Below are 21,182 nucleotides of genomic sequence, written 5' to 3'. Positions count from 1 at the left end.
AAAAATATTCCGAATACTAAATTAATTACGCCATGATGGGAATATTCCGTACCAATATTACAACTGTTAAGGATAGAAACAATGTCATAAACGCAATTTCCGCACAATTTACCGTGAACGCCTGTAGTGTAGATCTGGAAGACTGTGACAAAGTATTGCGTGTTGTCAGCCCTCAATCGTTAGCTGAACAAACAATCATAGAATTTGTGACCCGGCTGGGGTTCAACTGTGATATTCTGGACTAAATAAATATACTGCACAACATATAAAGCTACCTAATGGAAGAAATAACAACGGTTTAGCCCTGTTATTTCTTCCATTAGGTAGCTTTATTCTATTTATAAAAAAAATAATTTATTCGCGTAGGGGTATAATATTTTTGCCACGTCTTATATGCACATGCTCGAAAAAGCAATGGAAATTATAATAAAAAGGACTTAATTTTTATGAAAACTAAGGCAACCATGTTGCTGTCTCTGCTCCTTCTCCTCCTAGCAGGACAAACAACAACCGCACAGCAGCAACGATATACCGTAAGCGGCTATGTAAAAGACAAACAAAACGGAGAAAGCCTGGTGGGTATCTCTATTGGAAAAAGCGGCACCTCCGTTGGTACCGTGAGCAACCAATACGGATTTTACTCCCTCACGCTTCCGGCAGGCGAACACGAACTGCAGTTTTCTTATATGGGCTACGGAACTTATAAAACAACTGTCAACCTAAAAAAGAATGCAACTGTAGACGTCAGCCTGGAAGCTACCAGCAGCCAACTGAATGTTGTAACGGTAAACGGTCAGAAACAGGAAAGGACCGTAAATACCCTCAATACCAGTATCAATAAACTGGATATTGCCCAGATGAAAAAAATGCCCACCTTCATGGGTGAAGTAGACGTACTGCGTGCTATTCAGACCCTCCCCGGAGTAAACACCGTAGGTGAAGGTGCTTCCGGCTTTAATGTACGCGGTGGTAACAGCGATGAAAACCTCATCCTCCTGGATGAAGCTCCCGTATACAACTCCACCCACATGCTCGGCTTCTTTTCTGTGTTCAATCCGGACGCCGTAAAAAGCCTGAACCTGATTAAAGGTGGATTCCCCGCTGAATATGGTGGCCGTACCTCTTCTGTACTGGATATACGTATGAAAGATGGTAACAACCAAAACTTCGCCGTAAACGGTGGTATCGGTAATATTTTCAGTCGCCTGTCTGTAGAAGGACCACTGGTAAAAGATAAAGCCTCTTTCATTGTGGCTGCGAGAAGATCCTATATAGATCTGCTGATGAAGCCTTTTGTAAAGGGAGATATGAAAGATACCAAACTCAATTTCTACGACATCACTGCCAAGGCCAATTACAAATTCAATAAAAACAACTCCCTCTTCGTAAGTGGCTACTTCGGAAGGGATGTATTCGGATTCGGAAAAGACGTGAACATGAACTGGGGTAATAGTACTGCCACCGTTCGCTGGAACCACGTTTTTACCAACCGCCTGTTCCTGAACCTGACTACTTATTATAGTAAGTATGATTACAGTCTCGCCTTCAGCAACGACTCCAAGAGAAAGGCCAATGAAGAATCCCAGGCCTACGACTGGACTTCCAATATCATTAACTACGGCTTAAAACCATCTTTCACCTATTATATCAACTCTTCCAACAGCCTCCACTTTGGTGTACAGGGTATCTACTATACCTTCAAACCCGGAACTGGTACCAGCACGAATGGTGATGTCAAACATGTAAAAGAACTGAATGATCAACATGCACTCGAGTCTGCGGTGTATATTGATCATGAGTACAAGCCCTCTAAAAAATTCGGTATTCAGTACGGCGGCCGCCTTTCTGCTTACCAGTTTCTTGGCAAAAGCACCGCTTACTTCTATGCTGACACCACCCCTGGTATCCGCAAAAGGCTGACCGGAACGAAAGACTATAGTGACAATGATCTGATTAAGGGATATTACTACTTTGAACCAAGAATCAGCGCCCGTTATGCTTTTACAGACGAACATGCGGTGAAAATAGCTTACAGCAGAACTACCCAGTTCATGCACCAGTTGTCTAATACTGCTTCTCCTACCCCACTGGATATCTGGACACCCAGCACCAACAACATCAAGCCAATGGTGTCGGATCAGTATACAGCAGGTTATTTTTATAATGCTCCTAACGATGCTTATGAATTATCTGCCGAAGTATTTTATAAAACAACCGATAACCAGGTGGATTATATAGATAATGCCAACCTGCAGCTGAACCCCTTGATCGAAGCAGATTTATTGCCTTCACAGGGACGCGCTTACGGATTGGAATTGTATGTTAAAAAAGATATCGGCAAAACTACCGGCTGGGTAAGTTACACCCTGTCACGTACAGAAAGAAAAACACCAGGTATTAGTATGAATGAGTGGTTCCTGAACCGCTACGATCGCACCCACAACCTGAACCTTGTATTAACACATACCTTCACGAAACGTACCTCTCTGTCTGCCAACTGGGTATTTGCATCAGGCACACCAGGTACTTTCGCGGATAACAGACTGGAGTTCCAGGATTGGGACATCCCTTATAACAGTACTGAAAAGCGTAATAACTATCGTTTACCAGCTTATCACCGCCTGGATCTGTCTATGACCCTGAAAGGCAAACAACTCAAGCGCTGGAAGGGAGAATGGGTATTTTCATTGTACAACGTATATGGTCGCAGAAATGCCTACACCATCTACTTTAAACAAAATGAAGATGATCCAACCCAACGTGAAGCAACCCGCCTGTCTATCATAGGTTCTATTATCCCGGGTATCACGTACAACTTTAAGTTCTAATTGTCCAAAATTCAAGATCAGATGAAAAAATCATTCTTTCTCATATTATTTGCTGCCATTGCGGGTTTAACCGCCTGCGAAGACAAGATAGACCTGAACATTGCGAAAGGCACCTCTTTTCCTGTACTGGATGCATGGATTACCAACGAGCCCGGATTGCAGAAAATAAAGTTCACCATGTCTGTACCATATACGGATAACAACCCGGCTCCCATCATTGATGATGCCCAGATCACGTTATATGACCTGACCACCGGTGCTACCTATCCGTTTTTGTTTAAAGACAAAATGTATAGTTACGATGCAACAGCAAAGCCCATTGGTGTGATAGGACATGCGTACAAACTGCGGATTTTATACAAAGGAGAAACCTTCGAAGCATTAGACAGTATCAAAAGAGTACCCCGTATTGATTCTATCTCTTATGAATTCAAAACAAAAGAAGAATCGATCAGTAATAAAGAAGGCTACTATGCCAGGTTTTATGCCCGGGATCTCAAGGATACCGTAGATTATTACTGGATCCGCTCTTATCGCAATGATACCATTAAACGTTTAGAAGATAACTTCTCAATAGATGGTTCTTATGATGCCGGTGTTTCTGATGGAGATCCGTTTATTTTACCGATAGAAGAAGGAATAACCAACTACAGTAAGCCTTTCCTGAAAGGAGAAAAGGTGATTGTAAAATTGATGTCAGTAACCTATCCTGCTCATGATTTCCTGACCCAGGTAGATGCCCAGGTAAATGCCGGTGGGTTATTTGCCAAAGTGCTGGAAAACGTGAAGAGTAATGTAAAGAACACCACCCCGAAAGGACAAATAAGGATATTAGGTTGGTTCGGCACTTCTGCGGTCAGCAGGGCGGAACAAAGCTTTGGTAAGTAAGTTTTAGGTATAGTTTTAGTGAAAATGCAGCGGAAATTTCCGCTGCATTTTTTTATTAAGCCGATTCCATCCAATGGCTCCAAAAAATCGTTAACTTCAGTAGCAGAAAGTTACAACGATATGCCTCCCGACCTGATTACATATGCCATTCCCGGATTTGTGCTGCTCTTATTGCTGGAGATCATCTTCACCACTATCGATAAGAAGAATATGTATGAGCCCAAAGATGCCCTCAGCAGCATTGCGATGGGGCTGGGCAATGTATTCATCGGTATTTTTACCAAAGCCGTCATTTTCGGGATTTATCTTTTCCTTTACCAGTTCCGGTTGTTTACATTAGGCTTTACCTGGTGGGCATGGGTTTTATGTTTTTTTGCAGATGATTTCAGTTACTACTGGTTTCATCGCAGCAGTCATACCATCCGGTTTTTCTGGGCTTCTCATGTCATCCATCATTCCTCTGAAAAATATAACCTGGCCACTGCCCTGCGGCAAAACTGGACAGGAAACTTAACCGGCACATTTACGTTCTGGCTCTGGATGCCATTGCTGGGATTTCATCCGGTAATGGTGATGAGTATGCAGGCTATCAGCCTGATTTACCAGTTCTGGATCCATACAGAAGTCATCAACAAATTGCCGGCGCCCATAGAATACGTTTTCAATACGCCTTCCCATCACCGGGTACATCATGGTTCTGACCTGGATTACCTGGATCGCAACCACGCGGGTATACTGATCATATGGGATCGCCTGTTCGGAACTTTCACACCGGAAAAACAACGGCCGGTATATGGTCTTACTAAAAATATACATAGCTATAATCCCTTCCGTATAGCCACCCACGAATGGGTAGATATATGGCAGGACGTGCGGCATTCCCATTCCCTTCGGGAAGCATGGCATTACATTTTTGATGCACCAGGCTGGAGTGCGGATGGTAGCAGGAAAACGACCAGGCAGCTGCGGCAGGAGCAAAATCGCATCTGAAAGAAATAATCCTTCAAATTATTTGGCAATTACGAAAACTATCGTACATTCGTTTACGAAGATATTCGTACAACAATAATCATCATTAATACACATTGTTTTGAAACAGATCCGGCCTACAGAAAGTGAATTGGAAATTTTGGGTGTACTCTGGGAAAAAGGCCCCAGCACCGTTCGTGAGGTACATGATATCTTATCTCAAACGAAAGATGCCGGTTATACCACTACACTTAAGCTAATGCAGATTATGCATGAGAAAGCGCTGTTGCAACGCGATACCAGCAGCAAAACCCATGTGTATACCGCCGCCGTTTCACAGCAAAAAACACAGGAACAGTTACTCAATAAAATGATAGACACGGTTTTTGGTGGTTCAGCTTCTCAGCTGGTCATGCAGGCCCTTGGCCATCATCAGTCATCAGACGAGGAATTGGAAAAGATCCGTGAGTATTTGTCAGCAATAGAAAAACAACAAAAGAACAACAGGTAAATCTGGTACCATGAACTTATTACCTATTACGGGCGACTTTGTACGCGCCCTGGGATGGACGATCCTTCATTCCATGTGGCAGGCATTCTTTATCTATGCCTGTTTGCGGATAGTATTAAAACTTTGGCCGCTGGCTGGTGCGAGAATCAGATATAACTTATCGCTCTTATCACTCTCCGGCATTTTTACCTGGTTTCTCGCTACGTTGTATATGCATGTACAGCGGCTGCAGGAAGCAAGAGAAACCATTATTCAGATTCGCGGCAATATTCCACTGCAGGGTCCTGTACCCATGCAGGCGGTATATCCCAGCCAGGATCCGTTGATATGGCTGTTTCCCAATCTGGAGTTGTGTTTTCCTTTGCTGGTAACGCTTTACATAGTGGGCATGACAGGTATGACCATTAAACTGTTCTCCGATCTGTTTCAGCTTCACCAGATTCGCACTACCAGGATAGAGCCTATGGGCGCCGCATGGGATAAACACCTGGATAAACTGGCGGCTCAACTTCAAATTCCCCGCAAGGTGAAACTGTTGATCTCCAGACATGTACAGGTACCCGTTATGCTGGGCTTTTTAAAACCACTCATCCTGTTGCCGGTGGCGATGGTCAACAATCTTACTGAAGAACAGCTGGAAGCCGTGTTACTACACGAACTGGCGCATATCAAACGCAATGATTATCTGTTGAATATCTTCCAATCAATTGTTGAAACAATTCTTTTCTTTAATCCCTTTGTATGGCTGATTTCCAAAACCATCCGTATAGAAAGAGAACACTGCTGCGATGACCTGGTAATAGCGAATACCGTACAACCGCTGCAATATGCGCATGCACTGGTAGCGCTGGAACAATACCGGTTGACCGCCAACCGGCTTACCATGGCTGCTGCAGATAGTAAACAACATCTGTTTCACCGCATTAAACGCATCATGGAAATGAAAACTAAACACCTTAATTATAGTCAGAAATTTTTAGCAGTATTAATCATTGCCACCGGCCTGGTATCCATCGCCTGGTTAAACCCTGCCAAAGGGAAGAGCAATGAAACTGAACAAAAGAAAATAGCAGAAAAACAATATATCGATTCCGTACCACGCAAAAATGTTACTACTGCTATAGATTATGTTGTGGAGCCATCCAGCGCCGGAACCGATCGTTTCAAACAACAGTTGGATAACGTGATCATCGATACTGCAGATCCCGCTATTCCGGTACCACGCACACCTGCAAAACCGGATATTATGCCGGCAGCAGCTCCTGCGGCAGCCCCTGGTCCAGCTCCGATGAAGCCATTGGCACCGATAGCTCCTTTAGACGGAGCATTGTCTGCCGACTTCACGCCGATAGCACCACAGACCTACAGTTATAATTATAGTTTCCATAAAATCGGAGACAGCACACCTGTTGTGGTATCTTCAAAAGTAAATGTCAATACAAACACCAATGTACACACGGACGTGTATAGTACCAATGATGTGCAGGTTAATAAAGAAGAGATCCGTAAACAAATCAGGGAAGCACAACGCAGCGTTCAACAGGCTATGAAGCAGTTGAAAGAAGTGGATATGAAGAAAGTACAGGCGGAAATCCAGGCAGCTACTAAAAACATCGACTGGCAAAGTCTATCTGCTGAAACCCGCAAAGCACAGGCTGAAAGCGTGGCCGCCCTTAAAAATATTGACTGGAACCAGATCAATAAAGCCCAGGCTGAAGCAGCAGCTGCACTGAAAAATATTGACTTCGCTTCCATCAGTAAAAATCTGGCCCAGGCTTATACCAGCCTGAATGTAAGTGAACAGGTGCGGAAAGAACTGGACGAAGCCCGCAAAATGGCTGGCAATGCACAGGAATACACGTCTAATCAATTGGAGGAAGTACGCAGACAAAGAGCAGAAGCCCTGGCAGATGCCGCCAGAACAAGACGGGAAGCCGGCAAAACAAGAGAAGAAAATGGTCGGTCAAGAGAAGATCTCAAAAAAGAAGCCGCTGAACAAGCCAGGAAAGTAGCCGCTGAACAAAGGGATGTTGCAGACAAAGCCAGGAAGACAGCCGCTGAACATAGAGATGTTGCAGACAAAGCCCGGAAAATAGCAGATGAACAACGAGTAGTCGCTGACAGCTACCGGGAAATGCTACGCAGAATGGAGGCCGACAACCTGCTGGATACAAAGAAGGATTACAGTGTGGAAAAAAATGATAAAGGCTTATTTATCAATGGTGTAAAGCAATCCGATAAAGTAGCTGATAAATACAGCAAATACCTGAAAGCAAAGCGTGTAAATATAAAAGGATCTTCAAACACTTATAATACCGATATAGAAAACTAATTACTGCCATTCTATTGCAGATTGCATCCGTACCATTACCGTTCATACGGTAATGGTATTTTTTATTATAGCGGTTCACTTATCTTTAGGTTAATTATTTAACGATATAGTATATGAAAGCATTTTGTATTACACTTGCCATGTTTACCGCCATCATGGCGAATGCACAGGAAAAAAGCGTAGTGATCAACAACCTGGTAAATGGGAAAATCAACGCAACTACCCCAGTAAAAAATCAGGGAATGACCGGCACCTGTTGGTCATTTTCATCTACTTCTATGGTAGAATCGGAATGTTTGCGCAAAGGTATGCCAGAGCTGGATCTCTCTGAAATGTTTACCGCCCGTAATGTTTATATAGAAAAAGCAAAAAACTATGTACGGCGGCAGGGCTTCGCACGTTTTGACGAAGGCGGTCTGGCACATGATGTAATTCAATCTATTGCTGCCTACGGCATAGAACCTGAAAGCGTGTACAGTGGGCTGAAAGGCAACGCCACTACCCACAACCACGGAGAGATGGTGGTTGCCATGAAGAAATACCTGGATAGTATCATTAAGGTTTCACCGGTGCCTGATAACTGGGTGACACAATTTACCGGTATACTGGACAATTACATGGGACAGCCCCCTGCTTCGTTTGAGTACAATGGCAAAACCTATACACCACAAACCTTTGCGAAAGAAGTAGTGAAGTTCAATGCGGATGATTACGTATTTCTCACTTCCTTTACGCATCACCCTTTCTACAAATCTTTCATCATAGAAGTACCGGATAACTTCTCAAACGGCGCCTATTACAATGTACCGTTAAAAGAACTCACCGGTATTACCGAAACTGCATTGCAAAAAGGTTATACAGTGTTGTGGGACGCAGATGTGAGCAACAGAGGATTCGCTTCCAGCAAAGGCTTCGCGTTACTACCTGAACCAGGTGCTTCGCCGAAGAAAGATAGCATCGATCCCGATATGGCGGAACCTTCCTATACACAGGACTCACGCCAACAGCTATACGAAGAACTGATTACGCAGGATGATCACCTGATGCATATTACGGGGATTGAGAAAACTCCCAAGGGTAAAACCTTCTTCCTGGTAAAAAATTCATGGGGTGCTAATTCCAGTCCATTTGGTGGTTATGTAAATGTTTCAGAGGCTTATTTTGCCGTGAATACAATTACAATAGTAGTACCTAAAGCTGCACTGGACAAGTCTTTACAGAAGAAGTACAGTATTAATTAATACTTATTACAGAATATACTTTGCAGTATTATCACTCATGCAGTATCCGCTGCCTGGGTCGCAACAGCTTTCAATTGATGTTTTACAGCAAACGCTTGTTACACATGACGAAAGCGTTGTATTTTACAGCAAACACTTATTATATCACCCGATGATAGTGCAGCATTTCATAGCAAGCACCTACTATATCACATGACGAAAGCGCAAAGAAATTTATACGGTCGTATTCAGTTGCATTGCCCCGTTAAATTTCTTTGCGCCTGTTGTCAACAGGTCACGGTTAACTTTTTCTCTGCGATTGATTGACATAGGTATCTGAACACCCGCTGTAAACCGGACCAGGGATTTATGAATAAAGGATAGTAAAGCCTTTAATATGTTGTACGTCGCCAGTTGTAATTTCCAGCTCTTTTACTGCTGCCATAGCAGGCCCTGATTTGCACCAGTCAATAAAATCTTCCATTGCCTGTTCTTCTGCTTCTGCCAGGATCCAGACGTTTCCATCCAGCAGATTTTTTACTTGTCCCTGTACATTCATTGAATCGGCTACACGTTTTGCATTAGCCCTGAATCCTACTCCCTGCACACGGCCTTTCACAATAATTTCCTTGTGTACAATTGTCTTAGTTGTCATAAATTTTATTCGATTAACGCGGTAATTGCCCAATTCCTGACTGCATATTATACACAAATGGAGAAGGACACTCTCAAAAAACATTCTAAATTTCCGCTAAGATACAAACAACTAAAAACTTATTACAAAAGGGAATGAATGGAATAAAGATGAGGAAAGTATTCATTCATACAAACATTAATCTGAACCAGGGTTTACCGGATAATGGATACGCAGCATTACATGAAATTGGGGTACTAACGGATCAATAACGGCTGCAGCTGGCTACCATCCTAGGATAGCAGCTAAGGACTGCAACGCAACGGTATGAAAGGATGGTTAACTTGAGAGAAACAAACACTGATGAACATTGATATAGGGAAGGGATAACAAATTATTTATCCGTCCCAAGTCCATCAATTCTGCGAATCTACCACCCGGCAATCCCTGAATCAGACAATTTTATGGTTGCTTATGCAGCATAATTAAACAACGAACCAACCATGTGTTCAATATCTCCAAATACAAAATCTTTTACGCGTTCGTATTTACCACCGGCAGCAGGCCTTTTCAGCAAACTAAAACAATGACAATTAAAGCTGCGTACAAATATTTGCTGCGCCAGTAATGGCATGACCATATTGACTTCTGCATCATGTAATCCTCTTGCCAGCATAATATGTGGCTTGAAAGTCTGCGGCTTCAATTCAAAAGCCTGCAAAATACTACGGTGCAACTCAATCAGAGGCTTGGGGTTAGCTACATTGATGAAAACACTGTTGTGTCCATCTGCATGTCTGAACGCATCCATTTTAGACGTGTAAATGGCAAAACCTGCCTGTTTACGCGCTACCTCTTCCAGCATGGTAACAAAATCTTCCTGAAAACGCTCCGGGAAGGCTGATCTGAACAATGCCACATGAACTGGTGCTCCCGACATTCCTGTATCGTTTAACTCCGCAGCTACAAACTGCCGGATACGGGTCACGTCTTTAGATACCAAAGCATCCGGATTCACTACCAATAAATAATCAAATAACTCTTCCGAAATTTCATAATTCGTATTCATAACCTGATATTTTAATTCTCCCTGTTAGAATGACAATACGAATATACAACCTTTTTTCAGAATTACTAATTTTTTTAGCATTTTTTACTAAAAAAATACGCAGCTTTACTAACTGCGTATTTCTCAATTATTTATTTATGACAGCTTTTCTATAATCGCCACAAAATCAGCGGCCACCAAAGAAGCGCCACCAATAAGGCCCCCGTCTACGTCAGGGCAGGAAAACAGCTCTGCTGCATTGCCTGGCTTCGCACTGCCTCCGTATAAAATAGAAGTATGTAAAGCGGCTTCACGGCCAAATTTATTAGCAATCTGCGAACGAATGAATGCGTGCATGTCCTGTGCCTGGGCAGAACTGGCCGTAAGACCCGTACCAATAGCCCAGATAGGTTCGTAAGCAATCACCACCTGCTTCAGTTGTTCTTCTGTCAGATGAAACAGGCTCTCTTCCAGCTGCTTCGCTACATAGTCATTCTGTGTTTCCGCCTGTCTTATTTCCAGGGGTTCACCACAGCAGAAAATCGGTTTCAGTCCATTGGCCAGTACCTGGTCGATCTTCTTTGCCAGCACTGCATTACTTTCCTGGAAATATTCTCTTCTTTCAGAGTGACCCAGAATCACATAATCCACTCCTATTGATTGCAGCATTTCAGCAGATACTTCACCTGTATAAGCGCCTGACTTTTCACTCGCGCAATTCTGTGCAGCTACGTAAAAACCAGGATAGTTTTTCAGTAATGCCTTTGCTTTCAGCAAATAAGGAAAAGGGGTAGCCACTACTACTTCCTGTCCTTCTTTCAATGTCAGTCCTGCCTGCAGAATGTCATTGATCAGCTGCTCGCCCTGTGCCAGCGTAAGATTCATTTTCCAGTTACCTGCAACAATTTTCTTTCTCATAAATACTGTGATATTAAGTTTTAAGGTCTTTCTGTTTTACTAATTCATATACCGCTTTCAATACCTCACTATCCTTTTCTGATAAGGCTTGTCCTTTTAAAACCATCCAGTTACCGGCATCTTTCAGGGCTTCTTCCAAACGGTAAGTATCGTTGCCGCCCCAACTGAAAGAAGGCACAAATTTAGGCGGGAAATGCCCTCCAAATACGTTGCTGGACACACCTATCACCGTCCCGGTATTCAACATCGTATTAATGCCGCAACGGCTGTAATCCCCCATCAGCACCCCACATTTCATGCCTGCTGATACCGCCTCTCCATGCGCCTCCATCCATACTTTTACAGTGGATACATTGTTTTTCAGATTGGAACAGGAAGTATTAGCCCCCAGGTTGCACCACTCTCCTATTACAGCATCTCCCAGGTAACCATCATGCCCCTTGTTGGAATAGCCAAACAGCACACTGTTTTTGATTTCACCACCACCGGTCGAAAAGGGTCCCAGGGTAGTAGCCCCGTATATTTTTGTACCCATTTTCAACACCGCCCCTTCTCCCAGTGCAAAAGGTCCGCGGATAAGACAACCTTCCATCACTTCCGCATTCTTCCCGATATAAATAGGCCCTGTGCTGGCATTGAGTACACTGCACTCTACTTTAGCGCCTGGCTCCAGGAAAATATCCGTATGATTGATTTGTTGATTGGTGTGTGATAAGATAGCCGATGTCCGGCCTGCTGTCAGTAGCTTATAATCTGCCCTGATTGCTTTGTCGTTGAGCGCAAAGATATCCCAAGGCTTATAAATTCCCAGTACTTCTCCCGGATAATTTTTCCGGTCGCCTGCCAATAACGTAGGCCCCCCTGGTCCCAACACCGCTTTGGCCAGTAACTGGTGATCTTTATACAGCTCCTGATCCGGTTGCAGCGCCGCAATGGCTGCTACCAACCCGGCATCCGGCAATATATGTCCACTCAATAATATGTTTACAGTCTGGCTGTCTTTGTGCAGCAAAGGATATTTATCCTGTAAGTGCGGTACAGTAAAATGACTAACTCCCGTACCCAGCCAGAGTTCCCATTTCTCCTGTATCGTGAGTATTCCTACTCTGCAGGCGGCGATGGGTCTTGTATGTGTAAAAGGGTATAACAGTTCACGTACGGGCGTGTCAAAAAGAATATAATTACGCTCCATAAGGGGCTAAAATAGAAAATCCCATCGATAAGCCGATGGGATTTCCCTAAAAAAATATTTTACTTAGAAACTATGCTTTCTTAGCGTAGCGCTTGTTGAATTTGTCAATACGTCCTGCAGTATCCACCAATACGTTCTTACCAGTATAAAAAGGGTGAGAAGTATTGGAAATTTCCAACTTGATCAACGGATACTCATTGCCGTCTTCCCACTTTGCAGTTTCTTTGGAAGGAGCAGTAGAGCGGCTTAAAAAGCTCTCACCGTTTGACATATCTTTAAATATCACAAATCTGTAACTTTCTGGATGGATTCCCTGTTTCATATCAAAATTATTGTAAATACAGGGTGCAAAGTTAACTAATTTTCTTTAACACCCAAAGATTATTCGTAAAAAAATCAGGATTTCATGTTTATATACTGCAAAGGTATGCCCAGATTGGATTCCTTCGCTTTCTGTATAACTTCCTGTAAGTCATCAATTTTTTTGCCGGTTACCCGTACAATATCGTCCATAATGGCCGCCTGTACCTTCAACCCGGCATCTTTAATCATTTTCACTATCTTCTTGGCATCTTCCTGTTTGATCCCGTTACGCACAGGTATCTCCTTTTTAAATACCTTCCCACTCTGATAAGGCTCCTTGCTGAGATCGTAAATAGAAGCATCCAGCCCCTGACGCATTGTGCGACTCACCAATACGTCCAGCACCTGCCCCAGCTTCATGTCACTATCTACTTCTATATTAAGCACCAGTTCTTTCTTATTCAGCTCTATTTCCACATGTGAACCCTTGAAATCAAACCTGTTGGTAATTTCTTTCTTCACCGTGTTAATCGCATTATCCAGTGTCTGTAAATCTACTTTGCTAACAATATCAAAGGACGGCATAACTAAAAATTTTATATTCGAACAGCAAATATAAAAAAGAAAAAGCAGGTAGAGAACTACCTGCCGCATATATACTCTAAATCTAACTTGTTATTAAATCTTACTGATCCGGCCCATGCCTGATATGGCCTTTGTTACGCCCGGATCACCTTTATATTTTACGTTACCCATACCGGAAATGCTTACATCCAGTTTCTTCTGGGCAAACACCTTTGCTTTACCGGTACCGGAAATGCCGATTTTTACATCATTGACAGAGAAATCCAGTGCCTCGATGTCTGCTGAACCAGAAATACCATATTCGGCACTTTCCGAACTCCCTTTCAGTTTTACATTACTGGCGCCGGATAATCCTACTTTCAGCGATTGCACTTTGATATCCAGATTGGCATCTGCAGCGCCGCTGAATTGCAGCCGAATCTGATCGCTGCTTAAAACACCAGTACTGGTAAACCCACCCGCACCACTGGCAGACAACTTATCAACCTTCTGCAAGGTTACATATACCTTAATCTCTTTGGTAGGTTGAATATTATATCCCTTTTTAGAATGGATACTCAGCTCACCACCGGAAATATCTGTAATAATATAAGGCAGCAGGTTTTCTTCTGCTTCTATTTTAATACTATGTGTGTTTCCCTGTGTGATGATTACTTTATATACACCGGAAGTACCGATATCTGTAAAGGCAGATGCATCCCTCGATTCCTGTTTCACATTTCCATTACCCCTGATCCTTTCCTCTGTAATATGTTTAAAGGAAGCAAATACACCGGCGGCCAACAGCAATGGCAGCGCGATCATCAAATACGTGGCTAATCGTTTCATAGTGTAACTGTATTTTTAAGATTTTAGAATGATGCTATATTTTAAAAAATATCAAGATTAACATCGGAGTTTGTTCCCTGTATTTTTATATAAGGAGATGACTCACTCCCACCCCCTGCCTGTGCTGAAAAATTCAGCGTGGAGCCTCTCTTGTTAGATACGGTATTCTTCAGCTCCAGTCCGCCTGTATCCAGGTCCCCATTGACCAGGTTTGCGTGAATACTCAGTGGTTGCCTGCGGGAAAAAGCCATTTTTAAGTCAGAATAGGTCAGCTGGAAATCAGCCTGTTTAAAGCCACTCCCCACTTTCAGCACCTTCACATCTCCATACGTCATTCTCATGTTCATCCCCTGCTGCAGTTCGGCTACCCTTACATCAGAGTAGGTACAACGGCCCTCTACCCAATCTGCCGATTCTACTTTATAATCATCATAGTTAGCGGCTATCTTCAGACTTCCCAGTTTGCCCACCGTATATTCGCTGTAGTTAGAGCTGGTTTCGAGTGCATCCAGCTTATCGGCACGTATTGTAGAATAATTGCCTTTCACATTCACTTTACCGGCTTTCCCGATTTTGCCTTTATCACAGTAATTGATTCTAAAGGTGAGGTCTTCGGCTTCCCGGATATCAAACGTACAATAGTTCATATCCAGCATGGCAGGGAAGGTGAACTTGTCTGCTATCACATCTCCGAACTGATTCTCTACTACCAGTTTTTGCAGACTTTGCGGAATATATATATCGTAGTCAATATTCACATAATCTTTGGAATCCATTTTACCACCCCAGGAAAACCAGCTGGAACCTCCTTTGCTAGGGCTGTAAGCGGTACGCATAGATATTGCCGTGCTACTGCTTTTATCAGTGTCAATATCTACCAGTTCTGCGATAGACCGGGCCTGCTCATCTGTTTTGCCGAAGCCGGTAATGGTAATGGTAGCTTTAATTTCATTCTTGTTCCAGGCATGAAAAATAATCTTACCATATTTATTCGCAATGCTTAAAGTAGCATTGTCGCTTACTGTAAAATCTTTAACGATTGTTTTCTTGTAAGCCGTTCCTCCATTGTGAGCCTGTGCCAGTAACGGAAGCAACAGGAATAACAAGCATTTAAATCTCAGCTTCATATTGCTTTTTTGTGTGAGCGGGAGTTACACGTTTGTGCTGCAACTCTTCCAATATTTTGTCAAGTAAATCCAGCTTCAGCTGGTAGTAGCGTACAAGTGCAGCGCGGATTCTTTCATTGCCGGGATTGTTCTTTAATTCTTTTTCCAGCGCTTTATAAGTATCGTTGCGAAGTTCAAGTTCCTTACGGGCGGCACTGTCCAGTCCCAGTTCATTCACCGGATAGGCATTGATCAGCTGCAGCTTTTCGTTTATACGTGAGGTATAGTATGCTTTTGCTTCCTGCATCTCAGGCGCTATTACTGCCAGTTCCTGCTGCTGATGCTGTTTATGTTTGGCAAAATAAAACAAGGCACCGGCATTTACCAGTAATACTAATATGACAGCTGCTTTAAACCAGTTTTTCTGTAAAAGCTGTACTACCCTACCTTTGCGTTGATTATTCAGTTCTTTCTCCATTGCATCCCAAACCCTTGGTGAAGGTCCGGGCACCTCAAATTCTTCACGGTGCTGTTGGATAAAACTTTCAAAATTGTCTGGCATTAACGAGTTACATTTTGCTGTTTTACAATTTGCCTTACTTTCTCTTTGGCACGCATATACTGCGTTTTCACGGTAGACTCGGTGATACCCAGCATTTCTGCTATTTCCCGGTGTGAATACTCTTCAAAAAGATAGAGATTCAATACGGTACGATATCCCTGCGGTAAACCATGGATGGCAGATTTTACAGCAGCAACGGTCCAGGTAAACTGGGCTTCGTCTACTCCCTCTTCTGTCATCACTTCCACTTCGTCTACATCTTCAAAATACACTTTCTTTTTACGAAGTGTATTCAGGCAATGATTTACCACGATCCGCTTAATCCAGGCACTAACGCTGTTATCACGTTCCAGTTTATGAATGTGCTTGTGCACCTGGATGAAAGCCTCTTGCAAGGTGTCTTCCGCATCGCTCACATTATTTGTCATCCGCAGACAGATATTATACATAGCAGCAGCGTACGCGTCGTACAATTCACGGAATGCGCGAACATCCCCCTTTTTGCAGCGGTCTACTACATTCTCTGCTATTTGCGTTTGATTCAAGTTAGTGGCTGATGCTTTCATTATAAAGACAGTAATTGTAAAAAAGGTTGCATGTCGTTGAAAGGATTTTCCGGCTTATTGTGACTTTAGCCCGTCTCCAAAACAGCTATGACTCTCTTATCTATTTAATTATTAATTATTTATAGAGATGGATGAAAATTATATCTGGTATAAAATATTTTCCAAAATTATACTAATGCCCTGTCCGTTGCTATCAAATTACACCAAAGACCTCTTTTCTGTGACGAAACCAACATATCCCAGGTCCGGAAGTTTGAAAGGAAAACGCAGCCCAATGAGAGGCTACGTTTTTCCATCCTTTATATACCTAAAAAACCATCTTTAGGACAGGGGGCTGTTAGTTACCACCCTGTTTTACACGATTTTGTTCTGCTTCCAATCCTGTCTGACGGGTACGGGCGGCCTTTACGTTTGTGTTTCCAAAACGATAGTTAAAGGTCAGTCTCACCTGCCGGCTATCCCGGCCACTGGATACAGAAGTGTATTTACCGGCATTTTCAAAAGATCCCCGGAAGTAATTGGTTTTGAAAACATCGGCTACATTCAGTTTCAGGGAGCCTTTACCTTTCAATACTTTCTTTGATACACCCAGATCCAGTGAAGACATAGATTTCATTCTAAATAATCCTTCATTGGTTACCTGCGGCGAAACATAGAAGTAAGTGACTTCAGCTGCCATATCTTTATTAATGGTAAATGTTTGTTGTGTGCGACCAAAGAACCCACCGGAAGAGAGTTTTACCGGATTATTATTTACTACCGTTTCATATTTTCCGTAGGAAACAGATACCGTGGTAAAACTCATCCACCATTTGGTAATAGGCATTGGCAAAGAGATATTCAGGTTAAAATTATCCGCATTGGCCACATTCATGTATTTATACCGGAGAATGGAAGTATCTCCTGTTGACTTATCCACGTCCGCTTCCAGGATCCTGGTCATCATATCTTTTGTACGTGAATAGCCTATAGAGGTGATCAGGAATTCCTTGAAAGTATGTGTGATTTCAAAGTTGTTGGAGTATTGTGGTTTCAGATTTGGATTACCTGCTTCCTTGGTATACCTGTCCAGGTAGAATTCAAATGGATTAAGATCCTCGTAGCTTGGACGCTCAATACGACGGCTATAGCTGAATCCAAGGGTATTGCTTTTGTTCAGGGTGTATGTCAGCGCTGCACTTGGGAACAGGTTAAAATAAGAGGAGTCATTTTTCACCACCTTATTTTCCTTGCCCTGCATGGAGGTGGAGTTACCGGTAATATGTGTTTGTTCTCCCCGCAAACCTAACTGCACATTCAATTTCTTATACTGTTTGTTGAAGTTGATATAGGCAGCATTCACATTCTCCTTATATATAAAATGATTGGAGCGGTTTTCATCCAGTATCCAGTTTCCGCTTTTTAATGAATCAAAACGTGCATCGTTATCTGTAGTCACAAAACTCACTTTCACACCTGCTTCCAGCTTGGCCTGGTTTTTCAGGGGGTGTACGTAATCAATCTTGGCAGTTTTTATTTCTATGCTGGAAGGCTGGTTATTACGGGAAGTATCCGCACCCAGTATTCTTTTTCCCTCTACATCACGGGAAATTGCATAGATACCATTAAACTGTTTGTCAGTGTTCCTTGCATAGTCCAGATCCACGTTCAGTTCTTTACCAGTGCTATCCAGGATACCACGATAGTTCACGTTGTAAGCGCCTCTTCTCCATTTAGCATCGTAGTTGGTGTTGGTATATAAAATAGAATCTACGGTTTTACCATTACCTATTTTGGTGGCGGAATAAGAAGGAAATTCACGGGTTCTGTCTGCCAGATCCACCATTACGCCAATGGTATGTCCCTTGCTGATGAAATAATCCACTCCGATTTTACCACCATGATAATCAGATGTTTGCTTCATGTTGTTTATCTGGTCGTAAACGCTGAATCCTTTATTATCCTGAATAGAGCGATAAAGGCCCAGATCCTGCTGTTGCTCACGGTGACTATAGTTATAAGAACCGAATATGTTAAACTTTTCGTTGCGGTGATTCAGGTTTAGTCCACCGTTCATGCGGGGCCATTTACCGATAGCGGCACCCAGGGTAACATTGCCATTAGTACCGTAGCTGGTGTTCTTTTTTAATTTCAGATTAATGATCCCTGCATTACCGGCTGCATCATATTTGGCGGAAGGATTGGCAATCAATTCGATCTGATCAATATTCGTAGCTGGCATACTTTTCAGCAATTCGGCCACATCTTCCGGTGTCATGTTGGTCGGTTTGCCATCTATCATAATAACCACGCCGCCTTTACCTTTCATGGAAATATTACCATCCTTATCTACATTAATAGTCGGCGATTTTTCCAGCACTTCCATTGCAGAGCCACCGGAAGCGGTGATGCTGCTTTCCACGTTTACCACCATTTTATCTGCTTTCTGCTCTACAAATGGCCTGCGTGCGGTTACATCAATTCCTTTCAATGCTTTGGAAGCAACTTCCAGCGACAGGGCGGGTACCCGAACAGCGCTGCCGGCAACATCAAATACTTTGCTATATGCTTTGGACATACCAACGGACACAGCCGCTATCAGGTATTGACCTTGTTTTACCTGTTCAAATTCATACTTACCATTGATATCTGCGATCGCCCCTTTCACCAGGGAAGAATCTTTTGCTTTTAATAAGGTTACAGTAGCAAACTCTACTGGTTTATTACCTGCCTGGTTAACTTGTCCTGCTACACCGGAGGTATTTTGAGCCATGGAGGTTAAAGCTGTAGCTAACATACTCATTGTTAATGTTATAGCTTTAAAACTTGTTTTCATATAAGGGCGATTTAGAGTGTTAGATGTTGTTTGGTCTTTTAAATACATACTTTTTTAGATCCTTAGCTTATATACTACAGTAGTTAGACTTACTACAGTAGATTAACTACTACGATGTAAAAGTAGGTATTATGTATTACACAGTACATAGCATTACACAAGCGGTCTATAGAAAGGGACGAATGGTAAAAAACTATGGAACGATTAAAAAGACGACTGAGGAGAGATAAAGTTGCACGAGATCCTGTACTATATAAAATAGCGGTGTTAATACAGGATGGCCGGTATTATAAGGGGATAAGAAAGTAAGAAGATGATAAAGAAAAGGGCTGTTTAATTCAGTCGCTCATCAAAATCTATCATTTTACGATAGGTAGACTTGCGGCGATGGTGGTAGAACTGCATCGCATATATAAATAAGACCATGCATAGGAATACCAGCAACATCGATAAGGTACTGCGTAAGCCTAATAAAAGGTTATCCACAGACAATACCCTGCTACTGATAAACACTTCTTCAGGTGTCCAGCGGGCAGATGGGTCTGTACGGGGATTAAAATCGGCATAACCATTTCCATTGGTAAAATGCGCCGAGGAGGCGATCTGCTGTAATTGTTTCCTGATTCTCCCGATGTCGCCAGCTTTACCAATAGCGGTAAAACAGAGGGAACCTCTTCTACCCAGGAGTCGTACTTCATAATTAAGTACAGGAGGAGTGATTCCATCAAAATGTAATATCCTGGCCCAGTGCAGGGTGAGATTGTTTTTATCAAAATAAGGAGGGAATGCCCAGTCCATGCTGGTAATCACTCCAGCCCCTTTGCGACTGCGTAATACATTTTCATTTTTCAGCTCCTCTTTCATATCATGGAGCAGTTTACTATAGTTGATCTTCCCGGCTTCCTGTTCATCCAGGTATCCGGAAGGCTCAAAAGAAATCACAAAACCACGGAAATCCTTATCCATAGGGCCTGCCCTTTCTGGTAACAATACGCCCAGTGTATTAGGATTTTCAGGATTACCCCATAAAGACTCTACGAGCAACCGGCTTTGGGCAGCATCCAGCAACCGGAATCCTTCCGGCACCTGTAAAGTTGCTCCTTGTCCCAGTTCCTGTTCACCCACCTTGTAAGAAAAGGATGCCACTATAATGTCAGACGAATCCAGCTTATCATACCTGCTCAGACTATCTTCCCTGGATAATCCGAGGGATTTGAGGCTGATAGTCAAACAAAAAAACGCGATGAAGCTGCAATAAAACGTACGCATAACTCTAATTAAATAGCCACAGGTTATTTATCAGCTCAACAAACAAGGATAAACCAGTAAAAGGTTACGATTAATAGTCAGATTAAAAATACAAATAGATAGTGCTACTATAACTCTGCTGAAAAATTAGTTTTAAAATTGAATCTGTACAATAGCACGTTAAATACATTTATTGGCTTTCCAGTTGCAGACCGGCCAGGAGCGCCGGTAATTCCTGCTGCAGGAGTTCAAAAAACTCCCTTTCCTCTTTACGGATATGTGTTTCCAGGGCGTTTGCCAGTATGTCCATAGAAGTATCCAGGTCCGTACTATCGGTGAGGGTACTGTACATCCGGGAAATAACCAGGTGCTCTTCCTGTAATTCCCGTATCATAGCGTCAATAGTGGCATTTTTGCCGGCGCATTTCTCGAAGAGGTATTCTTCTTTCTGGATATGTGGTACCATCAGTTCCTGGAATACCTTTACTATATATTCAAATCTGGCCTGTGTTTCCAGTGGAAAGCCTTCATACGGGGCGGCATCTTTTTTCAGGTAGCGGCATACAAATAAAAGGCGCTTGTGCTCATGCGACAAAGGAACTAAAGAAGGGTGACGTTGCATATAATAA

20 protein-coding genes are annotated in these 21,182 nt (G+C 42.8%); 7 read left to right on the top strand and 13 right to left on the bottom strand.

Annotated features, from left to right (window positions below; genetic code table 11):
- The first annotated feature begins 32 nt into the window (after window positions 1-32).
- The 7 genes from AC1DCV_RS27865 (at window position 33) to AC1DCV_RS27835 (ending at window position 8,769) form a co-directional block, all read left to right on the top strand.
- Window positions 33-245, top strand: coding sequence for a hypothetical protein (locus AC1DCV_RS27865; RefSeq protein ID WP_441571756.1), 213 nt, complete (start codon window positions 33-35; stop codon window positions 243-245).
- Window positions 246-446: 201 nt separating this feature from the next.
- Window positions 447-2,828 (top strand): TonB-dependent receptor, encoded by a 2,382-nt coding sequence (locus AC1DCV_RS27860; protein WP_477026250.1) that lies wholly within the window; start codon window positions 447-449, stop codon window positions 2,826-2,828.
- 21 nt (window positions 2,829-2,849) lie between these two features.
- On the top strand, window positions 2,850-3,716 hold the full coding sequence (locus AC1DCV_RS27855) for a DUF4249 domain-containing protein (protein WP_477026249.1): 867 nt from the start codon (window positions 2,850-2,852) through the stop codon (window positions 3,714-3,716).
- A 24-nt stretch (window positions 3,717-3,740) separates the two neighbouring features.
- Window positions 3,741-4,706: a sterol desaturase family protein gene (locus AC1DCV_RS27850; RefSeq protein WP_477026248.1), complete on the top strand. Its 966-nt coding sequence runs from the start codon at window positions 3,741-3,743 to the stop codon at window positions 4,704-4,706.
- Between the two features lie 100 nt (window positions 4,707-4,806).
- A complete protein-coding gene (locus AC1DCV_RS27845) occupies window positions 4,807-5,196 on the top strand; it encodes a BlaI/MecI/CopY family transcriptional regulator (protein WP_477026247.1) in 390 nt (129 codons plus the stop codon).
- 10 nt (window positions 5,197-5,206) lie between these two features.
- Complete coding sequence (locus tag AC1DCV_RS27840; RefSeq protein ID WP_477026246.1) at window positions 5,207-7,528, top strand: M56 family metallopeptidase; 2,322 nt, start codon at window positions 5,207-5,209, stop codon at window positions 7,526-7,528.
- A gap of 113 nt (window positions 7,529-7,641) precedes the next feature.
- The gene (locus tag AC1DCV_RS27835) at window positions 7,642-8,769 is read left to right on the top strand and encodes a C1 family peptidase (protein ID WP_477026245.1); all 1,128 of its coding nucleotides are present in this window, start codon (window positions 7,642-7,644) and stop codon (window positions 8,767-8,769) included.
- Between the two features lie 346 nt (window positions 8,770-9,115).
- On the opposite strand, the gene AC1DCV_RS27830 is transcribed toward AC1DCV_RS27835, so the two are convergent.
- The 13 genes from AC1DCV_RS27830 to AC1DCV_RS27770 all read right to left on the bottom strand — a co-directional run bounded on the left by AC1DCV_RS27830 (window position 9,116) and on the right by AC1DCV_RS27770 (window position 21,175).
- Window positions 9,116-9,403 carry an acylphosphatase gene (locus AC1DCV_RS27830; protein WP_331961360.1) on the bottom strand — a complete coding sequence of 96 codons (288 nt, stop codon included), beginning with the start codon at window positions 9,401-9,403 and terminating at the stop codon, window positions 9,116-9,118.
- A 451-nt stretch (window positions 9,404-9,854) separates the two neighbouring features.
- On the bottom strand, window positions 9,855-10,451 hold the full coding sequence (locus AC1DCV_RS27825) for a 2'-5' RNA ligase family protein (RefSeq protein WP_477026244.1): 597 nt from the start codon (window positions 10,449-10,451) through the stop codon (window positions 9,855-9,857).
- A 135-nt stretch (window positions 10,452-10,586) separates the two neighbouring features.
- Window positions 10,587-11,348, bottom strand: coding sequence for a triose-phosphate isomerase (gene tpiA, locus AC1DCV_RS27820; protein WP_477026243.1), 762 nt, complete (start codon window positions 11,346-11,348; stop codon window positions 10,587-10,589).
- Window positions 11,349-11,361: 13 nt separating this feature from the next.
- A complete protein-coding gene (locus AC1DCV_RS27815) occupies window positions 11,362-12,540 on the bottom strand; it encodes a putative sugar nucleotidyl transferase (protein WP_477026242.1) in 1,179 nt (392 codons plus the stop codon).
- A gap of 70 nt (window positions 12,541-12,610) precedes the next feature.
- A complete protein-coding gene (locus AC1DCV_RS27810; RefSeq protein ID WP_079473370.1) occupies window positions 12,611-12,862 on the bottom strand; it encodes a type B 50S ribosomal protein L31 in 252 nt (83 codons plus the stop codon).
- A gap of 74 nt (window positions 12,863-12,936) precedes the next feature.
- Window positions 12,937-13,428 (bottom strand): YajQ family cyclic di-GMP-binding protein, encoded by a 492-nt coding sequence (locus AC1DCV_RS27805; protein ID WP_477026241.1) that lies wholly within the window; start codon window positions 13,426-13,428, stop codon window positions 12,937-12,939.
- 93 nt (window positions 13,429-13,521) lie between these two features.
- Window positions 13,522-14,256, bottom strand: coding sequence for a head GIN domain-containing protein (locus AC1DCV_RS27800; protein WP_477026240.1), 735 nt, complete (start codon window positions 14,254-14,256; stop codon window positions 13,522-13,524).
- Between the two features lie 41 nt (window positions 14,257-14,297).
- Entirely contained in the window at window positions 14,298-15,383 is a 1,086-nt protein-coding gene (locus AC1DCV_RS27795) for a hypothetical protein (RefSeq protein ID WP_477026239.1), read from the bottom strand.
- Window positions 15,367-15,924, bottom strand: coding sequence for a hypothetical protein (locus AC1DCV_RS27790; protein WP_477026238.1), 558 nt, complete (start codon window positions 15,922-15,924; stop codon window positions 15,367-15,369). The genes AC1DCV_RS27795 and AC1DCV_RS27790 overlap by 17 nt, the downstream gene beginning before the upstream one ends.
- Complete coding sequence (locus AC1DCV_RS27785; protein ID WP_441571769.1) at window positions 15,924-16,490, bottom strand: RNA polymerase sigma factor; 567 nt, start codon at window positions 16,488-16,490, stop codon at window positions 15,924-15,926. Before AC1DCV_RS27785 ends, AC1DCV_RS27790 begins: the two co-directional genes overlap by 1 nt.
- 337 nt (window positions 16,491-16,827) lie before the next feature.
- A complete protein-coding gene (locus AC1DCV_RS27780) occupies window positions 16,828-19,305 on the bottom strand; it encodes a TonB-dependent receptor domain-containing protein (RefSeq protein WP_477026237.1) in 2,478 nt (825 codons plus the stop codon).
- A gap of 333 nt (window positions 19,306-19,638) precedes the next feature.
- Window positions 19,639-20,574, bottom strand: a complete 936-nt coding sequence (locus tag AC1DCV_RS27775; protein WP_477026236.1) for a DUF2167 domain-containing protein — start codon at window positions 20,572-20,574, stop codon at window positions 19,639-19,641.
- 169 nt (window positions 20,575-20,743) lie between these two features.
- The gene (locus AC1DCV_RS27770) at window positions 20,744-21,175 is read right to left on the bottom strand and encodes a hemerythrin domain-containing protein (protein WP_477026235.1); all 432 of its coding nucleotides are present in this window, start codon (window positions 21,173-21,175) and stop codon (window positions 20,744-20,746) included.
- Window positions 21,176-21,182 lie beyond the last annotated feature (7 nt).

This window comes from Chitinophaga sp. 10T418 (assembly GCF_056394125.1).
The sequence above is the reverse complement of the archived record's forward strand: the minus strand, read 5'-3'. Positions and strand labels throughout refer to the sequence as shown.